The sequence below is a fragment of the Deefgea rivuli DSM 18356 genome (assembly GCF_000620145.1).
Taxonomy (GTDB): domain Bacteria; phylum Pseudomonadota; class Gammaproteobacteria; order Burkholderiales; family Chitinibacteraceae; genus Deefgea; species Deefgea rivuli.
On the sequence record NZ_JHVM01000008.1, the window covers coordinates 128,192 to 153,848 of the forward strand.

Annotated in this window: 25 protein-coding genes; 18 read left to right on the top strand and 7 right to left on the bottom strand. The window is 50.2% G+C overall.

The window, feature by feature from the left end:
- Positions 1–519: 519 nt before the first annotated feature.
- The 7 genes from Q320_RS0103180 to Q320_RS0103210 all read left to right on the top strand — a co-directional run bounded on the left by Q320_RS0103180 (position 520) and on the right by Q320_RS0103210 (position 7,679).
- Complete coding sequence (locus tag Q320_RS0103180) at positions 520–1,521, top strand: sugar ABC transporter substrate-binding protein (protein ID WP_027467808.1); 1,002 nt, start codon at positions 520–522, stop codon at positions 1,519–1,521.
- Positions 1,522–1,595: 74 nt separating this feature from the next.
- A complete protein-coding gene (locus Q320_RS0103185; protein WP_027467809.1) occupies positions 1,596–2,555 on the top strand; it encodes an ABC transporter permease in 960 nt (319 codons plus the stop codon).
- Positions 2,555–3,391, top strand: coding sequence for an ATP-binding cassette domain-containing protein (locus tag Q320_RS0103190; protein ID WP_245590959.1), 837 nt, complete (start codon positions 2,555–2,557; stop codon positions 3,389–3,391). Before Q320_RS0103185 ends, Q320_RS0103190 begins: the two co-directional genes overlap by 1 nt.
- Positions 3,392–3,566: 175 nt before the next feature.
- The gene (locus Q320_RS0103195) at positions 3,567–4,019 is read left to right on the top strand and encodes an RbsD/FucU family protein (protein WP_027467811.1); all 453 of its coding nucleotides are present in this window, start codon (positions 3,567–3,569) and stop codon (positions 4,017–4,019) included.
- Positions 4,000–5,232, top strand: a complete 1,233-nt coding sequence (locus Q320_RS0103200; RefSeq protein ID WP_035852037.1) for an ROK family transcriptional regulator — start codon at positions 4,000–4,002, stop codon at positions 5,230–5,232. The genes Q320_RS0103195 and Q320_RS0103200 overlap by 20 nt, the downstream gene beginning before the upstream one ends.
- A 2-nt stretch (positions 5,233–5,234) precedes the next feature.
- Positions 5,235–6,164: a carbohydrate kinase family protein gene (locus tag Q320_RS0103205; RefSeq protein ID WP_245590960.1), complete on the top strand. Its 930-nt coding sequence runs from the start codon at positions 5,235–5,237 to the stop codon at positions 6,162–6,164.
- Positions 6,165–6,239: 75 nt separating this feature from the next.
- Positions 6,240–7,679: an NAD-dependent succinate-semialdehyde dehydrogenase gene (locus tag Q320_RS0103210; RefSeq protein WP_027467814.1), complete on the top strand. Its 1,440-nt coding sequence runs from the start codon at positions 6,240–6,242 to the stop codon at positions 7,677–7,679.
- A gap of 123 nt (positions 7,680–7,802) precedes the next feature.
- Here the strand turns inward: Q320_RS0103210 and fba are convergent, their stop codons facing one another.
- On the bottom strand, positions 7,803–8,840 hold the full coding sequence (gene fba, locus Q320_RS0103215; RefSeq protein ID WP_027467815.1) for a class II fructose-bisphosphate aldolase: 1,038 nt from the start codon (positions 8,838–8,840) through the stop codon (positions 7,803–7,805).
- A gap of 749 nt (positions 8,841–9,589) precedes the next feature.
- On the opposite strand from fba, the gene Q320_RS0103225 reads away from it, so the two are divergent.
- The 5 genes from Q320_RS0103225 (at position 9,590) to Q320_RS0103250 (ending at position 15,268) form a co-directional block, all read left to right on the top strand.
- Positions 9,590–10,804: an MFS transporter gene (locus tag Q320_RS0103225; RefSeq protein ID WP_051534418.1), complete on the top strand. Its 1,215-nt coding sequence runs from the start codon at positions 9,590–9,592 to the stop codon at positions 10,802–10,804.
- A 62-nt stretch (positions 10,805–10,866) separates the two neighbouring features.
- Positions 10,867–11,445, top strand: coding sequence for a hypothetical protein (locus Q320_RS18240; RefSeq protein ID WP_051534419.1), 579 nt, complete (start codon positions 10,867–10,869; stop codon positions 11,443–11,445).
- Positions 11,446–11,981: 536 nt separating this feature from the next.
- The gene (locus tag Q320_RS21700) at positions 11,982–14,132 is read left to right on the top strand and encodes a carbohydrate-binding protein (RefSeq protein WP_027467818.1); all 2,151 of its coding nucleotides are present in this window, start codon (positions 11,982–11,984) and stop codon (positions 14,130–14,132) included.
- 130 nt (positions 14,133–14,262) lie between these two features.
- Positions 14,263–14,658, top strand: coding sequence for a YkgJ family cysteine cluster protein (locus Q320_RS0103245; protein WP_027467819.1), 396 nt, complete (start codon positions 14,263–14,265; stop codon positions 14,656–14,658).
- Between the two features lie 115 nt (positions 14,659–14,773).
- Entirely contained in the window at positions 14,774–15,268 is a 495-nt protein-coding gene (locus tag Q320_RS0103250) for a hypothetical protein (protein ID WP_027467820.1), read from the top strand.
- A 52-nt stretch (positions 15,269–15,320) separates the two neighbouring features.
- On the opposite strand, the gene Q320_RS0103255 is transcribed toward Q320_RS0103250, so the two are convergent.
- The 3 genes from Q320_RS0103255 to Q320_RS20560 form a co-directional block, all read right to left on the bottom strand.
- Complete coding sequence (locus Q320_RS0103255) at positions 15,321–16,058, bottom strand: substrate-binding periplasmic protein (protein WP_027467821.1); 738 nt, start codon at positions 16,056–16,058, stop codon at positions 15,321–15,323.
- 103 nt (positions 16,059–16,161) lie between these two features.
- Positions 16,162–16,563 (bottom strand): alternative ribosome rescue aminoacyl-tRNA hydrolase ArfB, encoded by a 402-nt coding sequence (arfB, locus tag Q320_RS0103260; protein ID WP_027467822.1) that lies wholly within the window; start codon positions 16,561–16,563, stop codon positions 16,162–16,164.
- A gap of 113 nt (positions 16,564–16,676) precedes the next feature.
- Positions 16,677–17,381: an energy transducer TonB gene (locus Q320_RS20560; protein ID WP_051534420.1), complete on the bottom strand. Its 705-nt coding sequence runs from the start codon at positions 17,379–17,381 to the stop codon at positions 16,677–16,679.
- Between the two features lie 225 nt (positions 17,382–17,606).
- Between Q320_RS20560 and Q320_RS0103270 the strand changes: the two genes are divergently transcribed.
- The 3 genes from Q320_RS0103270 to Q320_RS0103280 are packed head-to-tail and all read left to right on the top strand — an operon-like array spanning position 17,607 to position 19,547.
- Positions 17,607–17,969 (top strand): response regulator transcription factor, encoded by a 363-nt coding sequence (locus Q320_RS0103270; protein WP_027467823.1) that lies wholly within the window; start codon positions 17,607–17,609, stop codon positions 17,967–17,969.
- Positions 17,970–17,972: 3 nt separating this feature from the next.
- The gene (locus Q320_RS0103275; RefSeq protein WP_027467824.1) at positions 17,973–18,584 is read left to right on the top strand and encodes a chemotaxis protein CheX; all 612 of its coding nucleotides are present in this window, start codon (positions 17,973–17,975) and stop codon (positions 18,582–18,584) included.
- Between the two features lie 6 nt (positions 18,585–18,590).
- A complete protein-coding gene (locus tag Q320_RS0103280; RefSeq protein WP_027467825.1) occupies positions 18,591–19,547 on the top strand; it encodes a GGDEF domain-containing protein in 957 nt (318 codons plus the stop codon).
- Between the two features lie 267 nt (positions 19,548–19,814).
- On the opposite strand, the gene Q320_RS0103285 is transcribed toward Q320_RS0103280, so the two are convergent.
- The 3 genes from Q320_RS0103285 to Q320_RS0103295 form a co-directional block, all read right to left on the bottom strand.
- On the bottom strand, positions 19,815–21,302 hold the full coding sequence (locus tag Q320_RS0103285) for a hypothetical protein (protein WP_027467826.1): 1,488 nt from the start codon (positions 21,300–21,302) through the stop codon (positions 19,815–19,817).
- Complete coding sequence (locus Q320_RS18250) at positions 21,299–23,425, bottom strand: TonB-dependent receptor family protein (protein ID WP_051534421.1); 2,127 nt, start codon at positions 23,423–23,425, stop codon at positions 21,299–21,301. Before Q320_RS18250 ends, Q320_RS0103285 begins: the two co-directional genes overlap by 4 nt.
- A gap of 103 nt (positions 23,426–23,528) precedes the next feature.
- On the bottom strand, positions 23,529–23,903 hold the full coding sequence (locus tag Q320_RS0103295) for a DUF2946 family protein (protein ID WP_373277177.1): 375 nt from the start codon (positions 23,901–23,903) through the stop codon (positions 23,529–23,531).
- Between the two features lie 176 nt (positions 23,904–24,079).
- Here Q320_RS0103295 and Q320_RS22185 point away from each other — a divergent pair, with 176 nt between their 5' ends.
- From Q320_RS22185 to Q320_RS18260, 3 genes are all read left to right on the top strand, one after another.
- The gene (locus tag Q320_RS22185) at positions 24,080–24,463 is read left to right on the top strand and encodes a DUF2946 family protein (RefSeq protein ID WP_084282324.1); all 384 of its coding nucleotides are present in this window, start codon (positions 24,080–24,082) and stop codon (positions 24,461–24,463) included.
- Between the two features lie 157 nt (positions 24,464–24,620).
- Positions 24,621–25,094, top strand: coding sequence for a copper chaperone PCu(A)C (locus Q320_RS18255; protein WP_035852047.1), 474 nt, complete (start codon positions 24,621–24,623; stop codon positions 25,092–25,094).
- Positions 25,095–25,117: 23 nt separating this feature from the next.
- Positions 25,118–25,585, top strand: a complete 468-nt coding sequence (locus Q320_RS18260) for a copper uptake system-associated protein (protein WP_051534423.1) — start codon at positions 25,118–25,120, stop codon at positions 25,583–25,585.
- Positions 25,586–25,657: the final 72 nt, after the last annotated feature.

Consider the following 25,657-nt stretch of genomic DNA (forward strand, 5'->3'; position numbering starts at 1 on the left):
GCTTGCTTCATAGAGGCACAGCGTGCAAGCCATTGTCGGGATGAATCCCGACCTACAAATCCGCATGCATTCAATATGACTGACTACGAACGCCCACCTGCTCGCAAATGACGGTTTGATAGTGTGCTGATGATGTTCTGAAACAGAGGCATCATCAGCAGTATCTGCACACAATTTTCTCCCGTTCGTCCGCAGCTTTCAAACCAACAAGTAAAACGGCGGCGTTGTGGTTTAACCGTGCAACCCTGCCAAATCCGTGATTTTACTCAGCACAGCCGCCAAAAACACACCTCCAACGTTTAACTTGAATCTCCCCAGCACAAGCCAAAACGTTTCAAACGATTGTTTACTAAGGGTTTTTATATATATAAATCCTGTTGATTTATTAATTCAACACGCCTAATCTATATATAAATCAAGTTGACTTATTAATTAAAGCGCCTTGATTTCTTGGATTGCATTAACCAACAAAAACAGAAAACAGTCACCAGACCCATGTATTTTCACAGGAGAAAGACCATGCAATTGAATCGCGTTCACGCTGCTATCGCCACCGCAGCTTTATTGAGCACCCTGCCCGCTTTTGCTGCTGAGCCTGTTATCGGCTTGATTACTAAAACCGATACCAATCCGTTTTTCGTCAAAATGAAAGAAGGTGCGACGGCTCAAGCGCAAGCCAAAGGCGCGAAACTGCTGTCTGCAGCGGGCAAAACCGATGGCGATAATGCGGGGCAAGTGACTGCGATTGAAAACATGATTGCGGCTGGCGCAAAAACGATTTTGATTACGCCGAGTGATTCCAAAGCCATCGTGCCGTCAATCAAAAAAGCGCGCGCTCAAGGCGTGTTGGTGATTGCGCTCGATAGCCCGACCGAGCCTGCGGACGCGACCGATGCGCTGTTTGCGACAGATAATTTTAAAGCCGGCGTGTTGATTGGCGAATACGCCAAGGCAACGCTGAACGGCAAGCCCGTCAAAATAGCAATGTTGGATTTATTTCCCGGCCACCCTGTTGGCGCACAGCGACATAACGGCTTTTTGCAGGGTTTTGGCTTGAAGTCATTGGATGCAAAAAACAATCAGCTAGCCAAACCCGCCGAGGTCGTCTGCATGGCCGATAGTTTTGGCGATCAAGCCAAGGGCCAAACGGCGATGGAAAATTGCCTACAAAAAAATCCAGATATCAATTTGGTTTACACGATCAACGAGCCTGCCGCTGCAGGCGCCTTTAATGCGCTAAAAAAAGCCGGTAAAGAAAAAGACGTACTGATTGTTTCAGTCGATGGTGGTTGCCAAGGGGTGAAAGACGTCGCAGCGGGGAAAATTGCCGCGACCTCACAGCAATACCCACTCAAGATGGCATCGATGGGCGTTGATGCAGGGATTGAATACGCCAAAACCGGCAAAAAGCCATCCGGCTATACCGACACCGGCGTGGCCTTGATTGCCGCCAAACCAGTCACTGGTGTGGATAGCAAATCGGCCAAAGTGGGCATGGATTTATGCTGGGGCAATAAGTAAGTCACTCCACTGCCGGATCAATGCATGAGCCGCGATCCGGCCTTCATTCTATCTGCATCAGCAAGGAGCGCTTTATGCCCAGCTGGAAAGAACACCTACCCTCGCTCGGCACGCTTGGGCCATTTATTGCGCTATTTTTAGCGTGCAGCTTTTTCTCATTTCAAAGTGAGCATTTCCTAAGCGGTGCTAATTTTTCACTGATTTTGCAGCAAGTCATGGTCGTTGGCCTGATCGCGATTGGTCAAACGCTGATTATCCTCACTGCGGGTATCGATCTATCTTGCGGCATGGTGATGGCGCTGGGCGGCGTGGTGATGACTAAAGTCGCCCACGACTACGGCCTGCCGCCGATTGTGGCGATCGGTATTGGCCTCGCCGTGACGTCATTATTTGGCCTCATCAACGGCTTATTGGTGACTCGCATCAAGTTGCCACCGTTTATTGTGACCTTGGGCACGATGAATATCGCTTTTGCGCTCACCCAGCTGTATTCGCAATCGCAAACCATTACCGATCTACCACCAGCAATGACTTTTTTGGGCACGACATTTAGCCTCGGGCAAACCCAAGTGGCTTATGGCACGGTGCTGATGCTGGCGATGTATGGCCTGTCTTGGCTCTGGTTGCGCGAAACGGCAAATGGTCGGCATATTTACGCCGTCGGCAATAGCCCAGAAGCCACTCGCCTGACGGGGATTCCCACGCATCGCGTTTTACTGATGGCCTATGTCTTGGCTGGATTGTGCTACGGCATTGCATCGCTGCTATCGGTTGCCCGTACTGGCGTAGGCGATCCCAACGCCGGTCAAACCGAAAATCTGGATGCGATTACCGCTGTCGTTTTGGGTGGCACCAGCCTGTTTGGTGGACGCGGTATTATTATTGGCTCTTTAGTCGGCGCGATGATTGTTGGGGTATTTCGCAATGGCCTAACGCTTATGGGCGTTTCATCGGTATACCAAATACTTATTACTGGCATTCTCGTTATTCTGGCTGTGGCCACCGATCAGCTTTCACGTAAAGGAGGCCGCTAATGAGCCACGTTACGGTTATGGAAAACAACGCAGCACCGCTCACCACGCCAGCCCGTGCGCTGGTGATGGAAGCACGCGGTTTAGTTAAACGCTACGGCCAAGTCACTGCGCTCGACGGCGCTGATTTTGAGCTGCGCGCAGGTGAAATCTTGGCAGTCATTGGCGACAATGGCGCGGGAAAATCGTCGCTGATCAAAGCATTATCAGGCGCGCTAGAACCTGATAGCGGTGAGATTTTACTCGATGGGCAAGCCGTTAGTTTCAAAAGCCCAATCGAAGCGCGCCGTGCTGGCATCGAAACCGTTTATCAAGAGCTGGCCGTCGCTCCGGCGATGACGATTGCAGAGAATTTATTTCTGGGCAGAGAAATTTACCGCCCTAATTTTCTAGGTAGCTGGTTTGGCGCACTGGATAAAAAGCGAATGCTCAAAGACAGTATCGCTTATATGCAAGAGCTGAAAATCGGTATTCGTTCGATGAGCCAAGCGGTTGAAACCCTATCGGGCGGGCAACGCCAAGGCGTCGCCGTAGCCCGCGCCGCCGCCTTTGCTCGGCATGTGGTGATTATGGATGAACCCACCGCAGCCTTGGGTGTGAAGGAAGGCAATATGGTGCTGGAGCTGATTCGCAATGTGCGTGATCGTGGCCTGCCTGTCGTGCTGATTAGCCACAATATGCCGCACGTTTTTGAAATCGCCGACCGCATTCACGTCGCCCGACTCGGCCGCCGCGCCGCGATTCTAAACCCCAAAGCGATTACGATGAGCGATGCGGTGGCGGTAATGACGGGCGCAATGCGACCGGAAGCCATTCCTACTGAATGGCTAAGTAACTAAATCTATTTAGAATCAAGGTCAAAACAAGGAATCCACGAAAGACACGAAAAGCACGAACAAGGGCAAAAAGTATGATGACTTTAGATTTCTTTTTCGTGTTTTTTCGTGAATTTCGTGGACAAACAGGTTTGCTTTAAATTTTGCCTAAGCCCATCACTCAATCAAGGAAATCACCATGCTCAAAGGGATAGATCCACTAATTACGCCCGATTTATTAAAGGTCTTGGCCGAAATGGGCCATGGGGATGAAATCGTCGTCGCCGATGCCAACTTTACGGCGGCCTCACTCGCAGCAGGTAAACCTTTGCTGCATCTAGCTGGCGCAGGTGTAGCGCGCGCCGTGCATGCCATCACGAGCCTATTTCCGCTTGAGCAAGAAGTGCCTGCCGTGGCGTATATGCAGGTCAGTCATCAAGAAGCAGGCTGGCGTAGCGCTTTGCAACAGCAAGTGCTGCAAGAGCTGATTGAGCCCGGTTTTGTGCTGGAATCGCAATGCGAAGCGGTGGAACGATTTGCTTTCTATGAGCGAGTCAAGCAGGCTTACGCGATTGTGCTCACTGGAGAGTTGCAACCCTATGGCAATTTCATACTCAAAAAAGGGGTAATTTGTGAGCCACTTGCAGGATAATTTGGCGGCCAAAGCCAGCAAACTCAAGCCGCGCGGCTCGTCGCAAGGCGGCTTGCGCCAATACAATGAGCGCGTCGTTTTGCAAACGATCAGGCTCAATGGCCCGCTGTCGGGCGCAGAAATTGCTCGGCTCACCCGCCTCACCGCGCAATCCATTTCATCGATCACCAAGCGTCTGCTCGACGATGAGTTACTGGCCAAAGAAACCCCACAGCGCGGCAAAGTCGGTCAACCTTCAGTGCCTTTAGCGCTCAATCCCGATGGCGCATTTGCGATTGGCGTCAAAGTGGGTCGCCGTAGCTTGGATGTTTTGCTGGTGGATTTCACCGGCACCGTGCGCGAGCGCTGGGATCTGGACTACCATTTTGCCCAACCCGAGCAAGTGTTGGCGCACATTGCTGAATGCCTAGTAAAAATTCGTGCGGCGCTGCCCGAGTCGCATTGGGAACGCATCCAAGGCATTGGCATCGCCGCGCCACTCAATATGGGCGGTTGGCAGCAATTATTGGGCTTAGAAAGCGAAGCCGCAGCACGCTGGGATGGTTTTGCGCTCGACGATGAAGTCGCCGCCCTTTCGGGCCTGCCAGTGCAATCGATCAAAGACACCTCCGCCGCCTGCGTCGCCGAATTGGTCGCGGGGCGTGGCCGTGATATTCGCAATTTTGTGTATGTTTTTGTCGATACCTTTATCGGCGGTGGCTTGGTTTTGGAAAGCCATCTGCACATCGGCCAACACGGCAATGCGGGCGCTCTGGGCTCTTTGCCACTGGGCATGGCCAGTAAAGGCCAAAATGGCACGCAATTACTCAATGTGGCATCGCTGTATAAATTAGAAAATCGCTTTATCAACGCAGGGCTTGATGGCCGCGCCACTTGTGACGAGCGCGCGATGCAGGCGGAATATCGCCCGCACACCGAAGCCTGGCTACAAGAAGCCGCCCCCGCCATCGCGCTGGGCTTACTTAATACCGCCTGCTTGCTCGATTTAGAAGGCGTGATTTTGGATGGCTGCTTTTGCCGTGAACTGCAAGCCGCACTGATTCAAGCCATCGTCAGCGCGATGCACGATTTTAATTGGGAAGGCGTCACCCCGCCGCAACTGCTAGCAGGCGCGATAGGCTCAGATGCCCGCGCCCTCGGCGGCGCCCTACTGCCCCTGTATGCCAACTTCGCGCCCGATCGCGATTTATTTCTCAAACTGGACCACGAGTAAGCATGATGCCCACTTCACACACTGCATTGCCTGAATTCATCGCCGCTGGTGAAGCACTAACCGACATGATTCGCGTCGACGGCGATCAATGGATCAGCAAAGTTGGCGGTTCCACTTGGAATGTCGCCCGTGTGATGGCGGGCTTTGGTATACGCAGTGCTTTTGCCGGCGCGGTGAGCACCGATTGTTTTGGCCAAGATTTAGTTGCCGCCAGCCAAGAGGCGGGTTTAGATTTACGCTTTATGCAGCAAGTGCAAAAGTCGCCCCTGTTGGCGATGGTGTACTCCGCGCATCCGCCACAATATTTCTTTGTCGGCGACGATGCCGCCGATCTGCATTTCAATCCAGCCCAATTACCAGAAGGCTGGCAGAGCGCGGTGAAATGGGTTCACTTTGGCGGCATTAGTTTGGCGCGGCAACCGCTGGCGGCGACCTTGATTGCGCTGGCAATTCAACTCAAAGCCCAAGGCGTCAAAATCAGTTACGACCCCAATTTTCGCGTGCTGATGGATGAACAATATGATGCAACGCTCAAAACCATGACCCAACTGGCCGACATCATCAAAATCTCGGATGAAGATCTGCAAGGGCTATTTCGCAGCGATGACATCGACGGCGCTTTGAATACGCTAATGAGCTGGAATCCACAAGCGCATTATTTATATACCCGTGGCGCGGCAGGAGCGAGTTTAATTGTTGCGACAGAACGCTGCGATCATCCAGCAATTGACGTCATCGTCGGCGATACGGTAGGTGCAGGCGACGCCTCAATGGGCGGCCTAATTTACAGCCTAATGCAACAGCCACAGCGCAGCACCGCAGAGCATTTACGCTTTGCCATCGCCAGCGGCGCAGCCGCCTGCCAACACAAAGGCGCAAATCCACCGAGCCTAGCCTCAGTGTTGGCGCTGTACCAGCAGGCATCAAAATAGGCTAAGCAGCCTCATTCCTGCACCGCGCCAACAGAGTCTACAATGGTCCTACCTATTTAGATCTCGGAAACGCCAATGAAACTCGCTGACCCTAGCCTGCTCAAAACCCAATGCTTGATTAACGGCATCTGGTGCGGCGAGCCGCAACTGATCGTCACCAATCCTGCGAATGGCAGTGAGATCGCCAAAGTGCCGCGCTTTGGCGCGACAGAAACCAGCGAAGCGATTGCAGCCGCCAACGCAGCACTGCCCACTTGGCGCGCTAAATCCGGCAAAGAGCGCAGCCATATTTTGCGGCGCTGGTTTGAATTGCTAATGCAAAACCAGGAAGACCTCGCGCAAATCATGACGGCTGAGCAAGGTAAACCACTGGCCGAAGCGCGCGGTGAGATTGCCTATGCCGCCAGTTTTATTGAGTGGTTTGCAGAAGAAGCCAAGCGCGTTTACAGCGAAGTGATGCCGCATCCGCAAGCGGGTTCGCGCATCCTCACGCTCAAACAGCCCGTCGGCGTGTGCGCGGCGATTACGCCGTGGAATTTCCCAGCGGCAATGATTACGCGCAAAGCCGGCCCCGCACTGGCGGCGGGTTGCACAATAATTATCAAGCCTGCATCACAAACACCATTAACGGCGCTGGCCTTGGTCGCTTTAGCCGAACGCGCAGGCGTTCCGGCTGGCGTCATCAATATTGTCACCGGCAGCGCGCGCGAAATTGGCGCGGCGCTGACCGCCAGCCCCGTTGTGCGCAAACTCTCGTTCACCGGATCCACCGAAACCGGCCGCGAATTGATGGCCGCGTGTGCGCCGACGATCAAAAAATTGTCGCTCGAACTGGGCGGCAACGCGCCATTTATCGTGTTTGACGACGCTGATTTGGACGCCGCAGTGCATGGCGCGATGCTGAGCAAATTTCGCAACGCGGGGCAAACCTGCGTCTGCGCCAATCGGATTTTGGTGCAAGCTGGCGTTTACGATGCCTTTGCCAGCAAACTGGCGGCGGCAATGACCAAGCTGCAAGTCGGCGACGGCACCGCTGACGGCGTGACGACTGGGCCACTAATCGACGAAAACGCCGTCGCCAAAGTGGAAGAACACATCAGCGATGCGCTCAGCAAAGGCGCTTCTGTTTTGGCAGGCGGCACGCGGCACGCACTCGGCGGCACATTTTTCACGCCGACTTTGCTCGGTAACGTCACACCCACAATGAAAATCGCGAAGGAAGAAACCTTCGGCCCCGTCGCCCCGCTATTCAAATTTGAAACTGAAGAACAAGCAATCCAAATGGCCAATGACACCGAGTTTGGCTTGGCGAGTTATTTCTATACGCAAAATCTCGCCCGTAGCTTTCGCGTCGCCGAAGCGCTCGAATGCGGCATGGTCGGCATCAATACGGGCATGATCTCCAACGAAGTCGGGCCATTTGGCGGCATCAAGCAATCTGGACTCGGGCGTGAAGGATCGAAATATGGGATTGAGGAATACTTGGAAGTGAAATATCTGTGTATTGCTGGATAAAAAAATCGGGATCACGAAAGGCACGAAAAATGCCGAAAAACACGAAAGCCAAATAGGGAAAATACATTAGGTATATGGTTGTAGGTATTATTTAATAATAACTACAACCATATACCGTAGATATTAATTACACTTTTCCATCATCTTCACCAAATTTACCGGCTTAATCTTCTCCCCCTGCCCCGCAGCACCAAAATCAATATAACGGGCGCGGCAGACGGCGGCCATTGCGGCGATTGCGGGTTTTAGATATTGCCGTGGATCGAAATCAGCGGGGTTTTCGATCAAATGCTGGCGAATTGCGCCGGTCATTGCGAGGCGCAAATCGGTGTCGATATTAATTTTCCGTACGCCCCAACGAATTGCGCGCTGAATTTCTTCGACCGGCACACCCCAAGTCGGTTTTAAATCGCCGCCAAAATCACGCACTTGTTGCAGCAAATCTTGCGGCACGCTGGAAGAGCCGTGCATCACCAAATGCGTATTAGGCACCGCATCGTGGATTTCTTTGATGCGATCAATATCGAGCACTGCACCGGTGGGTGGCGATGAGAATTTATACGCGCCGTGACTGGTGCCAATCGCAATCGCCAGCGCATCCACACCCGTCGCCGCGACAAAGGCTTTGGCTTGCCATGGGTCGGTGAGCATTTCGGCATGCGTGAGCATGCGGCTCGCGCCGACACCGTCTTCCTCTTCACCCATGCCAGTATCAAGCCGCCCGAGGCAACCAAGTTCACCTTCAACCGACACACCAAAGCTATGCGCCATTTTGACCACTTCGCGCGTCACTTCGACGTTGTAGTCGTAGCTCGACGGCGTTTTGCCATCCATCATCAGTGAGCCGTCCATCATCACACTGGAAAAACCGTGCGTAATTGCACTCAAACATATAGCTGGACTAGTGCCGTGATCTTGGTGCATCACAATCGGCAAATGCGGATAACTCGCGACTGCGCCTTGAATCATTTGCCGCAAAAAGAGTTCCCCAGCGTATTTTCGCGCTCCGGCGCTAGCTTGCAAGATAACGGGGCTTTTGGTGGCATCGGCCGCTTGCAAAATCGCTTGGACTTGCTCCAAATTATTCACATTAAAGGCAGGCACACCGTAACCGTGTTCGGCGGCGTGATCGAGGATTTGATTCAGCGAAACGAGTGGCATGGCTTTTCCTTGTTGCGTTGCACCAGCGAACTGTAGGTGGGAAAACTCAAGCTGCCAAATCGGGAAATTCAGCATTCGGGAAAGCACTAAAACCACTTGGGCCCAATTGAAAAGCGCCTACGCCAAAGCCACAGCAGCACGCAATGCCGCAGCGCAGCAAAGCCATCGTGAGTAGCTAGGTCAAGATTAATCAGTATGCTCATGGGTATATAAACAAAAGCTTTATTAAATAAAGCACAGATAGCAATACCCATAATAAAAAAACATCGAGCCATTGCACATCAAAGTGCCAAACCAAGCAGGCTGAGCAGCTCGTCATTCTAGCGCACCGACATTCGCGTGGCGCCAGGCTAAATCCAATCCTAAACTCGATGCAGACCAAAACATCGTTTTACGCCACATCAGTCATGTTAAAAAAATAAGCAAATGAACAACGCCGACAACGAAACCTCGCATTTTGGGTAAAAATAAATTTATCCTGATCGCCATGGTTTCATGCGTACTTAGATTGAGGAGGTTTTACTTGTATTGCGACGATACGCTTTAAAGCCGATCTAGGAATTGGTAGCATTTAGGACTAACTGACTCGCCGCCAATTAGTCTTAAGCGACTAAAAACAAAGCAGGATAAAATCAGGCCAATACAGGATTTATCGCCGTTCATTTCCAGTATCATCATGTCACGCTGCACAAACGCTAAATTAGCCAAAGCCGACAGCGGCAAAAATCATTATTGAAGGTCGACCATCCATGACGCAAGCTCCTGCGCTATTTCGTAACCGTAATTTTGGCCTTTTATGGCTGGCGTCAATTATTGGTAATTTTGCGCTCGCGATCGCGATGATGGCTGAGACTTGGTACGTCGTAAAAACTTTGGGCGCGAAAGAGCAGCTCGGTTTGGTGATGATTGCAGGCTCAGTACCCCGCATTGCGCTGATGGCCATTGGTGGCGTGCTGGCCGATAGGATGTCGCGCAGCCGGATTATTCTGATTTCGCTAGGTTTACGGGTGTTGCTGCTGTTTGCTTTGGTCGGCTTATTGCACATCAATCGCTTGGATATTTGGGCGCTGACGATATTTGCGTTTTTATACGGTTCGCTCGATGCATTTTTCTGGCCTGCGCGCGATACGCTGACGCCGGCCATCGTGCCGGAAAGCGATTTAATGCGCGCCAATTCAATTATGTTGACGAGTAATCAAGTCGGCATGGTATTTGGCCCCGTTTTAGGTGGCGCGATGTTGGCGCTGATGAGTTACGAAGCCATTTTTGGCCTCACCGGCAGCATGTTATTGATTGCGACTATCTGTATTGCGTTTATTAAAGAACCCGCCAATCAAGTGGTTCGAGTTGCTAAATCAATGCTGAACGAGCTAAAAGAAGGCGTGATTTACGCAGTGCAAACGCCGGTTTTGCGCGCGCTGATGCTGATTTACATTACCGCCAATCTCTTATTTATGGGCCCCTTGGCGCTGGGTATTCCAATTATTGTCGCTGATTATTTGCATGGCGAAGCCAGTACGCTGTCGTATTTGCAAAGTGCATTTGCCGCAGGCATGGTGCTGGGCGGGATTTTGTTGACGATCTATCCGCCAAGTAAAAAACGCCTCTTGATGATTACGGTGATTATTGCGCTAGAAGGGCTGTTGCTCTCGGCACTGCCTTTTACGCCGTGGATTTGGGCGGCTGTGGGGATACAGTTTTTAATCGGTATGGGTGTGGCGGGTAATAATGTACCGATGATGTCTTTGATTCAGCAATCGGCAGACCGCGATAAGCTCGGCCGCGTGATGAGCTTGAATAATATGGTGTCGATGGGCTTGTCACCGGTGTCGTATGCGCTAGTCACAGCGATGCTCGCTGCTCACATCAGCATCAGCTGGATTATGCCGATTTTCGGTGTCACGATGGCGTTGGTGATGTTGGGTTTGACGCTGCAACTCAAAGTCATTCGTACTCAAGATTAGGCCGATATATTTGCTGATTTGCCCTATAAAGAAAAATAAATTTTTTTATAGGGGTACGCAACATGGTCGAACTACCTATCGGTGGATCAGCAACGCATAACCCCGAATTAAATTGGTGCCAAGTCCGCGAAACGCTATTGATGCTAGGGATCGCAGTGGCGCAAGTTCGGCATGCGATGGATGAAGGAAGTACCTCATTTAGTACGCTATCGACCTCATTTGCCAGTACGTATATGCATATCGAAGAGCTAAAAACAACGCTTGCTCAATCTAACTTAGCAGTTCCCGCCGAATTGCAACTCGCAGAGCGCGTGACTGAAATCAGTGCGCAAAACAGCAAATCCATTGTTGCTTTTCAATTTTATGATCGACTCTCACAGCGCCTAGACCATGTTTGCGGCACAATTAGCCAATTGGCAAGCTTAGTCTCAGACCCCACTCAAATCGATCAACCTGATGCTTGGCTGGCATTACAACAGCGTATCCGCTCACAATTTTCAATGGAACAAGAAAAAGTATTATTCGATGCCATTTTAAGTGGCATGCCAATTAGCGAAGCACTCGTCATGGCAGGAAATATGAATGATGCATTGGCCGCTGATATTAAAAAACCTGACGATGGCGAGATTGAGTTTTTTTAAATTTAAAGCCCAAACCTCACGACCTAAAGCAGCATTGCCTTATCCTCTTTGACCCACCTCTAATAAAGCTGTGGCACAAAAAACCACAGTTCTCTCCCCAACTCGTGAAATCGAGTTCATCTTACAACAAAACAAACCCTTGATTTAATTGAATTAAATAAAAATCAAAACACCATTTATGTAGCTCAAGCCCTAGGGTATTCCCTAATCTGAGGCAAGCAGGCATAGTCGTTCCAGATTATTCATTTGGAATTAACGGCGCTGCGCGCTGGCAATTTCAAAAGAAAATTGAGACGAATTTCTAGCACATAAGAAATCGTCGTTCAATAGCAGCATGCAATTGCATTTTGTGAGGGTCAGTCGTAAAACCAAGGTTTTCTTGCATCGTTGTATCGCCTTACCGAGCTTGTTTGCACGGTCTGCGATGTCTACGTCTTGCCATAAAATTTTGCACAATGTCTGATCAGCCCAAAAAGCCTGCAAAACCATGCTGATAACGTAGTACCCATAAAAACCTCAAAAAAAGGATGGAGCAGATGCAATTTAGCAAAACAATTGTTGTGAGTGTCTTAGTCAGTGCGGGGCTATTTGCTAGCGCCGCACATGCACTTTCACCAACACCCAACCCAACGGCAACCGCACCGAGCTACCCAGCTTGGGACAGTGCCAGCACTTACACAGCAGGCCAACGGGTCACACAAAATGGCGCTACGTATGAAGCGCAGTGGTGGACCAAGGGCGACAACCCTGCGACAGCGGGAGAATGGGGCGCATGGAAAATTGTCACTATCGTGGCAACACCTGCCCCAACTGCAACCGCAACTGCAACACCACCCAGAGCAACACCACCAAGCCGTCCAGTAAGTTCAATTACCGATCCTTATCCTGGCACATGCACACCGCCGTATGGCCCTCCATCTTGGAAATTGAATCAGCAATACGTTGTAGGAAATGCCGTCACCCCCACTGAAGGTGGCCCGATGGTGGTATTCAAAGCCCTAGTTGCGCACCTGAGTAACGAGACCAATCAGCCACATTACGTCGCGGCGAATAACACCGTCACTTATGACCCCAATTTATGGCAAGCACTAAAGCTCAGTCCTGCGCCATGCCCAACGCCGTCAGCAACACCAACGGCAAGTCCAACACCATTAACCACCCCAACACCAAGCGCTACTCCAACTACAACACCAATCGTGATTGATACCATGGTGTGGAATAGCGCCACCGTTTACACCGCAGGCAAACGCGCCACTTACAATGGCCGCCTCTATGAAGCCAAGTGGTACACCGTGGGTGAAACCCCAAGCGCATCAGGTAGCTGGGGAGTTTGGAAAGATTTGGGTATCATCGCCTCACCATCACCAACCCCAGCCGTCACGTTCCCGCCGATTGTTGGCTGCGCCACATTGTGGGACTCCAGCAAAACCTATGCCGCAGGTAGCGTGGTCAGCATACAGCGCCCAGGCGCTAATTCATGCGGTGTCGTCAAATACAATTATGGCGCGCTACGAGATAGCTCAGCGCAAATCCCAGATGGTTCACCGACTGCATGGAAGCAATTAGACAATGGCTGCTGGCTCAGTGGTTGCAATCCACCGACACCGACACCGATCACGTCTGCCAGCCCAAGGCCAACACCAAGCATAGAATCCATGCAAGTCCCTACTTGGAAAGATGGTGTCGCTGCGGCCTACTCGATGATGCATGACGATTTGTGCGCCTGGGTGACCGATGGCCAAATCGACTTTGCTGCGCCAGCCTTAAAACAGCGTGGTTTAGTCGCTTCATTCGGCATGATTACCGGAAGTTGTGGCGATAAACACTGGAATGCCGCCAAGCAATTCATCGCCGATGGCAATGAGATCTTTAGCCATTCACGCAGCCATACCGATGCCAATAGCGTCACTTGGGATGCCGCAACGCAAATTAGTGGCTCAAGCGATGATATCGCGGCGCATTTAGATGGCTATCGCCCAAGTTTCTTTGCTTGGCCTTCTGATGTTGCAGCGGATGCACCGATGACGTACCTGCGCACGGCGAACGGCTTTATCGGTGGACGTGCCGCCAATCGTGTCAATGAAACGGGTATGGTGGTGTACGACGGCCATGGCTCGGGCGTGAATGCGACTACAGTTGCAGATCCATTCCAAATCAAAGACGATATGTTCACCTTGACCGCACAATGGTCGCCGTATGAAACGCAAGTGAAAGCCGGTGGCGATTTGCTGAACTTGCATGTGGATGCGGCGATTGCCAACGGAGGCTGGGCGAATCGCACCATGCACGGCGTAAATGATACCTCGTGGAACAGTGTGCCATTAGCGCAATACACCGCGCATTTGGATTATCTCAAAACCAAAGTCGACGCACGTTTACTCTGGGTAGCTACGCCTTCCAATGTCTTGAAATACAGCAAGGCGCGCGCGGCTTGCCGTCCAGATTTAAGCAGTGCAGTGATTACATTTGCCAGCAGCGATGCCGAGTGCGTTAAGTTTGCCACGCCACTGACGCTGAAGATTGCCGGCCGACATCTAGACGGCATCCAAGCCATCCAAGCCGGTAAGCAAGTCCCTCGCATGCTAAACAAAATGATTTATGTTGACGGTCAAGCAGTTCCTCAAGAGGAGAACTTCTTGATCACGGTTGATCCACTTGCTGGTCCAGTCACTTTTAATCATATTTAAATAGTCACAGCAGCTAAAACCGATCCCCCGCCCAGACTTCTGGATGGGGGATTTTTTCTACCCAAAACAACTACTTAGCATTGCCCAGACTGTGGTATGCTGCGCACCTTTCTTGTAATTGAACTACGCCATGACCCGTGAAATCCTCAACCGCACCGAACTCCATGATCCTGATACATGGGTGAAATTCACCAAAGGCAAATGCGACGATTGCTATTCAGGCTGCTGTACGATGCCGGTCGAAGTAAAAATCGGCGATTTAATCCGCATGGGCGTAGTGGATGAATTCGACAAAGATGAACCGGCGAAAAACATCGCCAAGCGTTTAATGAAAGCGAAGATTATTGAGCATTTCAATTTCAAACATGAAATTTACACGCTCTACCGCCGTGGTACTCGCGACTGTACTTTTCTGGATGAGAAAACCCGTCTGTGCACAATTTACGATAAGCGCCCAAATACCTGCCGTAATCACCCAGCAGTAGGGCCAAAGCCAGGTTTCTGCGCTTATATTCGCTTCTTTTGATTTAAAGGGTATCACCAGCTAGCCATTATTAAATAAAGCCTAGATGGCAATACCCATAGAATATTAATCTAGCTCACCCGCATCGCACTGGCATTGAGCCAATCAGGAAATAAACATGCAACAGCAAATTATTGAACTCTTTGAATTCATCGCCGATGGCGGCCTCGACCAAGATGATATTTTGGCAATGACTGCCGAAGTAATGGCCGCACAACAAGATCCAGACGCATATCGCGCGCGCCACGAGGCAGGATTCTATGCAGAAAGTGCCGCAATGCCACTCTGGGAAACCGTGATGCTGGAACAATTAGCCGATGGCTTACTGTTTAACGCGACTAGCGTGCCAGCGCTATACGCGCAAATTAGCGAAGCTTTTGGTGAAGATGAATTGGATCTTAAAGCGGAAGCACTCGATGGTTTGACTGATATTTCGGCGATTAAAGCAATCCAAGATGAATTGAACCCTAATTTCACTTTGGTGGATCTGAGCAGCAAGCCACAGCAAATCGTATTGATCCGCACGCATAATTTGGCTAACTTCCTCAAACTATGCAAAGCACTGAATATTCAAGCGGAATCGACGTTCGATAATTTATTCAATACTAAATAATCAGATCTATTTTTTAAAATTAATGCCATTCTGCGATAAATGCACAATGGCATTATTTATATGTAATGCCGTATTTTTTGAAAATCGTTTCTAAAGTGCCATTCTGCTTGATGATCTTCAATCCTTCATTAAATGACTCAATCCATTCCTTGTGATTTGGGTTCTTCACACCACTCACCACATACAGCGGATTAAGCGCCAAATTACCATTCACTAACTCCAGCTCGGCAAATAATTTCGGATTATTTTGTGTAATGGTGTAGTTTGTGACGGCTTCATCATCGAGCGTCAGATCAATTCTTTTAGCCTGTAGCTTCTTCAAGTTTGTTAATAAATCATTAGAATCTTCGCGTGTAAATAAATTCGATTGTTTAAACGCATCGCTATACGCATACCCTCGAGTTACACCAATCACTTTTCCTTTTAAGCTATCAATGCCCGTGTATTCAAAAGAATCGCCTTTCAGTTTAACAAACCGAATGGTATTACTCAGGTAAGAAGTGCTAAATAAGAACTGTTTTGAGCGCGCCTCGGTAAACCACATATTGGGCAAAATATCGTAAACGCCACTTTGCACGCCCGCTTCTGCCCTCGCCCACGGCACATATTCAACTTTAACCTCATGCCCCTGTGTTTTATACGCAGCGCGGATAACCTCAATGGATAAGCCACCAGTCGGATTATTTGGATCAACGAACGGCGGAAATGGATCAGACACCGCCACGATGGTTTTCGCCCCAGTCGACGCAGCCCAACACAGCAGCAAAAAATACCAGCACCAGCGTTTCATTAGCTACCTCAACAAAGCAAAGTACAACTATGGGTATAGTCGTCAGCAGCAATCAAACAAGTGAAATAAATTTGAACGACAGAAATTAAAAGCCTAGCGTCGTTTAGTAAGTCACTTTTCCCCGTAAAGCCTTCACCGTTCCTCGCAATTGCTTTCCTTCTAACCTGCGTTGCTTTGATCCAAAAGTCGGCTTTGTGGCGCGACGCGGTTTTACCACCACCGCAGCGGCATTAATTAAAGCCAATAAACGCGCCACCGCATCGAGCCGATTGGCTTCTTGGCTGCGCGAAGTTTGCGCTTTAATCACCACAACGCCATCTTTAGTAATTCGATGATCGTTCAGCGCCAGCAGGCGCTCTTTTAGCTCATCAGGCAAAGACGAATTGGCAATCGAAAAACGCAAATGGACGGCGCTAGAAACTTTATTAACGTTCTGTCCACCCGCCCCCTGCGCGCGAATGGCGGAAAATTCAATTTCCGCTTCGGGAATACTGCTTATTTTCATTACTAAAACCTAGTTCATTATTTTTCTGGATTAAATAAACCCAATTAGCTCAGCGCTTTATCTCACGTTAAAATTGCCTGCTCGCATCAAAACGAGCAGCAAGCTTTTAAAGATTATTCATTATCAACAAATCGAAATGGGACACTAAACACCACTTCGCTTTCAATCGCCGTATCACCTTGTTTTGCTGGGACAAAACGCCATTTTTCCAACACAGTTTGATAAGCCGCATTATCTAAACGCGTAAATCCACTCGATTTTTCAATTTTGACCGCTAAAGGCTCACCTTTAACGCCCACTTTCACCCATAAACCTACCGTACCTGATTCGCCCTTCACTTTCGATAAATAGGGCATTTCTGGCTTTGGATTTTGTAAATGCGCCGCACGATATTGTGCAGGCACAATTTTAGCCTGTGCTTCGACGGCATGTGCAGTATTGGCAGCCAACGCAGCTGATTTACTTTCTACATCTGCCACATTGGCAACGACCGTGCTCGTCGCTGAAGTTGTCTTTATCACTGGCGCTGGCGCAATCGCAGATGCGGGTTCGGCTTTTTTTAGCGCGGCATTTGATTTCATCGCCTGCGTCATTGCGACAGGCGCAGGTGCTGATTGCGACAGTTTACGCGGCGCTAAGGGCTGGGCTTCAGTTTTAACAAGCGCTTGCCGCACACGTTCAGTCGCCGCTGCGCCTTGCAACATCACGGCCAATGCACTGGGTGCAGTTACCTGCGCGCTCGCCCCCCATCCGCTCCACGCCCACAGCACGATCGCATGAAATAACATCGAATAGAGCAAGGCACTTCGCCAAGTCATTGCACCAGCCTTTGAATTTGGAGTCGAATAAATTCAATTCCTACATTGCCATTCATGATGATTTACCTAAACTGAGGTGGAGGCGCAAACGATTTTGTGACAAAGCGTGAAGCCAAAAGGACTAAAGGCCATACGACAAGGCAAAACTACGATGCAAGACCGGGTGGCCTTGGGCCAAAATTTTTGCTTTACTACTTAAAACCACGCCTCTATTGGAATCCCTTCATGCCTTTTACCATGCTTATTGTTGACGACAGCCGTGTTTCCCGAATGATGCTACGCGCCTACTTTGTCGAGCAACGCCCAACTTGGCATTATCTTGAAGCGGCCAACGGTCTTGAAGCCATTGATCTGGCGCAGCAACATGTCCTTCAGTTAGTGTCAATGGACTTAAATATGCCCGGCATGGATGGCCTTGAAGCTGGCGCACAAATCAAGGCGCAACAACCCAACTGCTGCATTGTGCTACTCACAGCCAATATTCAAAGCAGCACGCAAGAGCGCGCACTGGCGGCAGGTTTGCATTTTATTCCCAAACCCATCACCGCCGATACAGTATCAAAAATCCTCACTGTTGCCGGAGCCTAAATCATGCTGGAACTCGGTTCACTCCAGCGCGATGCGCTCTGCGAAATTTTCAATATCAGCGTCGGCCAAGCCGCTGCAACGATGAGTCAAATTATCAACGAAGAAATCATGCTTTCGGTGCCTGAAATTGCATTTTATAGCGTTGCCGAAGCCGGTGTTTATTTAGATCAAACCAGCCCGCGCATTTGCGGCGTGCGGCAAAGTTTTGAAGGTAATTTTCACGGTAATGCCTTACTGATTTTCCCCGAAGCACGCAGCCTTGATTTGGTGCGACTGATGATGGGCAATAATCTACCCATTGAGCAGCTCACCGAACTCGAACAAGACGCACTCTCCGAAATCGGCAATATTATTCTGAACTCTTGTCTCGGTTCATTAGCGGATATTTTCGATCAATCTTTTAATTGTGGCTTACCGTCATTACATATTGGCTCGGGGACTTCAGTCTTAAAAGAATGCGATGCTGATCATGTGGTCATGATTTTAAAAATCCAATTTTCACTCGCCGCCCGCGAACTACACGGCTATGTGGTGTTTATTATGAATGCCAATTCCTTGGATTTGCTCAATGAGGCGATCAATCGTTTCTTGGGCGAAATTCCAAACCAAGGTTAAGCCATCATGAACAAAGCCGCTAACGACGCGCCTTTATTACTCTTTAGTACCTTTGATGCCTTAGAGCTGGGTATTTTAATCCTCAATAGCAAAGGCGAAATTGCACTGTGGAATCGTTGGCTAGTTAAGGCTTCTGGGCAAAGATCTGACGATTTAATCGGCTTGCCGCTCGCTATTGCATTTCCCGAGCTAAAAAACAGCCGTGTCGAACAAGCGGTCAAACTTGCGATTGAAAAAGATCAATCGTCCTTTTTATCGCAATGCCTGAACCGTGCGCCATTTAATTTATTTCGTCCACAAAATGACGACGAAGCCCCCATGCGGATGCAGCAGCAAATTCAAATCACACCGCTACGCCAATTTAATAATGAACAATTTTGTCTTATTCAAATTCAGGACGTTACGGCATCGGTATTGCGCGAAAAAATCCTACAAGAACGCGCCGCTGAACTCCATCGTTTTGCCTATCAAGATGGCCTGACGGGCGTACCTAATCGTCGCTATTACGAAGAAAAGCTCGAAGAAGAATGGCGACGTGCGATCCGGCACAATCATCCGCTCAGCTTACTGATGATCGACATTGATTATTTTAAACGCTACAACGATGCCCTCGGCCACCAACAAGGCGACACCTGTTTGCAAGACATCGCCCGTGCTTTGCAAGCCACACTGCGCCGCCCGGACGATGTCATCGCACGTTATGGCGGCGAAGAATTTGTCGTGCTGCTGCCATTCACGCCACTCGCAGGCTGTATCACGATTGCCGAACAATTGCTGTACGCCGTTCGTGGCTTAAAGCGTGCACATCCCGATTCTCCACATCAAATTGTTACCGTCAGCATCGGCTGCGCCAGCATTAATCCTAGTCGGGACTCCGACTCCAGCATCTTGGTGCAAGAAGCTGATTTGGCGCTTTACTTTGCCAAACAACATGGCCGAAACCAGCTTCACGATAGCCATTAATCTAGGGCCTGTTGACGTTTGGTTTACGATTGCGCTGGAGCGGATTTCGCGGCGAATCAAGGCGTAATGAGCGATGCATAGCGGGCTATTCGAGCGAGTTACAACGCGGAGTTGCCGCGAAAAACGCCCAGCCCTTCGGGTTTGGCGGCTTTTGGCCTGATGCGGCGTTACAAAGCGCTAACTTAGAATGCTAAGTGGCGCGCTTCGTGCCTTGCCTCAGGCCAAAATCCGCACAAACGCAGCTCGCAAACCAAACGTCAACAGACCCTAGGCACGACGCCGCCGTAACAGCAGCAAGCCCATCACCGCCAACGCCACGTTCGCTGCAGCAAAGCTCGCCAAAATCACATCGCGCGCGTCTTTACCCAAGCCATCCAGCCAATGCCATTTGTGCAAATAAGCAAAGCTATAACCCTCAAGTCGATCGCGCTGCTCAACCAAGGTCGAAAATTGCCCTGTTGCCGGCTCGATATACCAAGTCGACTGTGCTGCATTGGCCAAACTCACTCGATAGACTGGTAAGCGTTTTTGGAAAAACCCATATTCGCCAGCAAATTTACTAATCAACTCGACCGACTGAATCGGTGCCTTCTCTAACTCCATCCCCACACCCATTGCCCGCACTAAATCGGCTGCATGTTGCTGTGCCGCGCCAGCAACAGGTTGACCGTGATGATTCAAATAAGTCGGCAAGGCATTAGGCGCAGCAGGTGCCGCCGTGTGGTGCGCATGTTCACCGCCCGCCACCGGTTTAGCAGCGCCTTGCACCAGCCATAATGCTTGCCCTGCCACATTCACCGCAGTTAGGCTCGTTACGCCCGCTGGGATTTGATGTAGTGCCGGTAAACTTGTTAACGCTTTGGGCGCTAGAACAGCAGGAGGTGTACGGCTGAACCATAGATGGATCAAGCCACTGCTGGCAATACAGAGGCCTGCAATACCAAACAGCAAGCCCATTTTTCGATGCACACGGCGCAATAACGGCTGATTGCTGCGCAAAGTTTTTGCACGCGAGCGGATCACATACATCGCCAATCCAGCGCCCATCGTCAGCAGCGTGAGTCCCAGCATCACACTCATGCCGATCAATTTAATGGGTTCACTCGCCCAAGCCCAGGTATGCAGCAGCACAAATACGCCCATCAGTGTGTGTTTGGTTTGGTCGCTCAGCGCCGCCAGCCGTGATCCTTCGGTATCGACAAAAGCGAGCATGCCATCATCGCGTGCAAACTCCACGCGCCACACCGGCAACAATTTATTGATCGCAGGATAATCGCGGCCAAACTCGGTGATTCGCGTCATGCTGCGAATTTCACTTTTCGCGTCACCAGTTAAAGCGCGCGCCAGTTTTTCAGCTTGCTGCGTTTCAGCAGTCGCGATTTCTGCGCCACTATCCGCAGCAAACCAGCGCGCCGCAGGCAATACGCCATTCACGCGCGCTTCCTGCACACGCCATGCCGCTTGCTGATTGAGCATTAATAGGCGCACCGACTGAACTGAATGCTCCGTATTGCTCCAACGACCTTGTGCCAAGGCGCTTAAAGGAGTCGGCATCAAATTACTCGGCAAAGCCGCCGCAGGCGGCAAAGGCTGCACTTTCGGTGACAGCGCCGACATAATCGGATGCATCACGCCGCTCAAGCCCCACACCACAACAGCGATCCCTGCCACCCAAGCCAGAGCGCGATGCCAACGCACAAACATCGCCAAACTATTTTTTGGTGCAGTCTGAATCACCACTTCTTCGCGCTTCATTGTGCAGACTCCGCTGATTTCGCCGCACCCACTGATTGAGCTACGCCAAAGGCCCAACTCATCCCCAGTAAAAACGTCCGTGGTGCACCAGGGCTGTAGGTGTCTTGTGCATCGGGGCTACGTGCGCCCTGCCCTTTGTAGCTGGACGCAGCAACTTCGGCGTAATGTTTATCCAGCACATTGCTCACGCTGGCCCATAAAGTTAGGTTTTTAAATTTATATTCACCACGCAAATTAAGCAGGGTATGTCCACCGTACTCAACCTGATTACTATCATCCATCCAATACTTACCCAAATATGCCGTTTCTACGCCTAAGCGTACTTCGCTGATTGGGCGATAGACGATTTCCATTTGCCCTTGCCAACGCGGCGCGGCGGGAATGTCGTAGCCAGCAAAATTCAAAGTCGGTGACGGTTTGTATTCACGGTAAATATGCCTTGCATATTGCCCTGCAAAATTCATGCTCCACGCCGTATTCGCCGTCCAATTTAAGCCCAGCTCAATCCCTTCATGCCGCGTTTGCCCTGCATTACGTGGCTCGGATTTGCCTGGAACGATGGTGTAATTGACCAATTCATCTTCACCATCAAGTCGATAGATTGATGCATCCAGTTTCAATCCGGCCATAAGCTGACTACGTAAACCAAGTTCAAACTGATCAAATTTAGCGGCTTTTAAATTGGGCGTAATCGCGCTGGAAAACAGTGAATTCACTTCGGGCGGCGTAAAGCCAACGCTGTAGCCGCTATAAAAGAATAAGTCCGGTGCGGCCTGCCAAGTCACGCCCGCTTTCGGTGACGCATTCGAAAATGACTGTTCTTGTGACTCACCACCGGTCGTCGCCGAGGCGACAAGATGATTGCTAAAGTCATAGACGACGCGGTCATAACGCAGCCCCGCATTGATGCCCCAAGCTTCGTTCAATTTATAACTAGCGTCGCCATACACCGCTTGATTGCTCAAATCCACGCTGTAATCACGGCGAATTGAACCCTTGGTGTACGACAGATATTTACCGCTGACCGGATCGCGCACAATCGCTAAATTTTGCTCGCGCGCATCTTGCGGGCTGGCTTCAGCCAAAGCGCCGACGGTCAATTTCAGCGCGTCCCATTGCTGGCGATGAAACGCCGTTGCGCCCAAGGACGTAAAGCTATTATCCGTCGTACGACCACTCGCAGTTTTTGGTCCGGTATTAAAAATCAAATAACTTGGCAGTTGATTCGTCGTGTTATCACGGTAATACAGCGTCGCGCTGGTTTTACCGCCTGCATTCAATTCACCTTCCAATCCCGTCGCCGCGCGCAAAGCTTCCACTTCGCGGTAGGTGAAGGTGTTGTAGGAAAAACCGGGGCGCGTATTAAAGTCGGTCGGATTTAAACTACCCGGCATATCGGTATCGAGCTGCGAATACGTCAGCGTCGATTTCCACAGCAGCGATTCATTAATCCAATGATCGCCGCGTAGGGTTAGGCCAGTTTTATCCATTTCATTATGATCTTGCCAACCATCGCGGCGCGCCGCTTGATAGCCTGCAATTCGAAAGCCAGTATCGCCCCACGAGTTACCACCAGTAAGGTCTACACGGCGATACCCTTGATCACTGATTTGGCCACCCAGCACCAAAGTCGGGCTAGTTGGTGGTGCTGCCGTAGTGAAATTGACTGCGCCGCCCACCGCATTACTGCCGTACAAGCTCGACGCTGGGCCTTTCACAACTTCAATCCCATCGGCACCCGACAGATTAATTTCATACAGCGCATTGTGATTAAAAATCCCCACCGGACGAATCGGCACGCCGTCTTCCAAATATTGATACACGGCGGCGTAGCTCATGGGTTGGCGGATCGACATACTGTGCTGCTCATTGCCCAAATCGGTCATATGCACGCCGGGAACGCGGTCGAGCACTTGGCCGATAAACGTCGGCTTAATGTCTTGTAAAACTTGTTGATTCACTTTACCGATTGAAATCGGCGCTTGGGCCAGCGGCGTAGCTTCACGCGTGGCACTGACCACGACGTCTTCCAATTGTGTGACTTCGGCGTGTACGGAGATAGAAAGTAGAGCGAGCACCAGCGGACGTAGCGCCAATTTTGGGCGAGTAAGCGTAGAAAACATGATGAAATCCTGAGCGCAAAGCGAGCTTTGCGATAGCAATAGGCTGGCATAGCGCGCAGCCGCGATAAAGCACTTTGAAGTTTTTAAAAAGTGATTTGAGCGATCAGGAATTCAGTGGAGGGCCACGAGGAGGCGGTGGAATGGCATAGGATTGAGATGAAAAACTAATCGACAGCGCAGGCAGATCAATACTTGAATACGAGGGGCTAGCCAGTAAAACGCTGGCCGTAGAAAGCGGCGCTATCGCATGCCAACTGGCTGCGGCACACACGGGGCAAAACATCATCTTGCCCGCTTGATCGTCCTGCTCGCTGGCAGGATTGGCCGACATCGATGGTGCTTTTTCTCCGGTAACACACCATGCAGGACTCACATCAGCTTGCGTTACCGCTGCATGCGCGAATGGCAGCAACATTTGGCAAATAATTGCCAAAAGCGCGCAGTACGCAGCAAACCGATGAATTAATCGACGAAGCACAGTGGCACCCAAGAATGTAAATTCGCGCCGAGTATAGCGTAAATATTCACATTGCCAATAACCATTTGTAAGCTAATTGCTTACTGCATTGCAGCATTTTTGCATGACAAATTCGTTTGGTTCAGCTTCGACTTTAACGTACAATCGCCGAAATTCTGTGGAAATCCGCCTAAGTCATGCACCATTTCTATCGACAATCTAAGCTAATCTGGTTCGCGCTATTTGCGCTGAGCCTGTTTTGGCTATTGCCGTTAATTCATGCTGCGCAATTGGCCAGTCAACAAAGCACCGATGTACAACCCGCATTCTGTAGCAGCGTAACAACACAATCGACACAAAGTTCCAACCCCATCCCTTCCCAACCCCAGCCTATTAGTAAATGTCCTATTTGCATCAGTAGTTCAGTAACTCATTGGGCGCTACCTCCAGCGCCTGCCGTTTTACCTTCATTTCATTCAAACACAAGTCTGCTCCGGCAAGTGCGAATTGAAGGTTTTTTTATACCGGCTCCTCCACATACCCTCCCCCAGAGTCAAGCGCCACCCTTTGCTTTGCTTTGATTACAAAGATATACCCTAGCTTTAGAACATCGTTCTTAAGTCTTTCTATTGCGCATTGTGAAATCATCTGTGCCACGTCAATGATTGTGTCCTAATAAAAAAACAATAAATCAGAGCACGAATCGCAATTTGATTTTTATCCTTTAAAGGAATTTCCATGCTTAAAAAATTAATCTGCACAGCCATGCTTTGCCTTTCCAGCATTGCCGCCTTCGCCCACGACTACACACTTGGCGATATCACGATTGACCATCCGTGGGCGCGAGCAACACCGCCAAAAGCAATGAATGCTGGCGTTTTTATGCTGCTAACCAGCCAAAGCGGTGATCAACTGATTGCAGTCAGCAGCGAAATCGCCAATAAAACCGAAGTGCATGAAATGAAAATGGTCGATGGCGTCATGAAGATGCGCCCACTGCCGGCAGGCTTGACGCTTACGCCACAACAAACCGTTAAACTCGTGCCGGGTAGCTTTCACATCATGCTGCTGGGTATTAAGCAAGCACTCAAAGAAAATGATGCATTTCCACTGACACTCACATTTGCTAAAGCGGGAAAAATCACCGTCAATGTCAAAGTGCAAGCCATGACTGATTTGACCGCCGACACGCCAAAACACGGCCACAATTAATTCACTCCAGTTGACTGAAAATCATGAAAAAATATTTCACCATTATTAGCCTGCTGCTACTCAGCTTAACGACGTCAGTATGGGCCGATGAACACAGCAATATTATCGCCAGTATGAAAGCCGTTTGGGACAAGCCAGATAATCCACTCATTGTTAAGCCCGTGATTATCGCGGATGACTTCGCGATTGCGGGTTGGTTGCAAGGAGAAAAAGGAGGTCGAGCCCTCCTCAAAAAAGGCCATCATGGCTGGCAAACCCTGCTTTGCGCCGGCCAGATCACCCCCAGTTTGCTAAAGCAAGCGGGCGTGCCTAAAACCAGTGCAGAACTATTAATTCTGAAGCAAACCAGCGCAGAAAAAGGGCTATCTCAAAGCGATCGATCTCAGCTATCCTCGTTTATTGGCGTGCTTAAAATGGATGCAGCACATGCATCAGGCCAACATCACCCGCACACTGCCTCCGCTGCATCAGCAGTACATCATTCGCATTAATTCTGCTTAAATACCGCAGCAATCAACTTGCTGCGGTACTATTTATACGGTAATAAATACCAATCTCAAGTC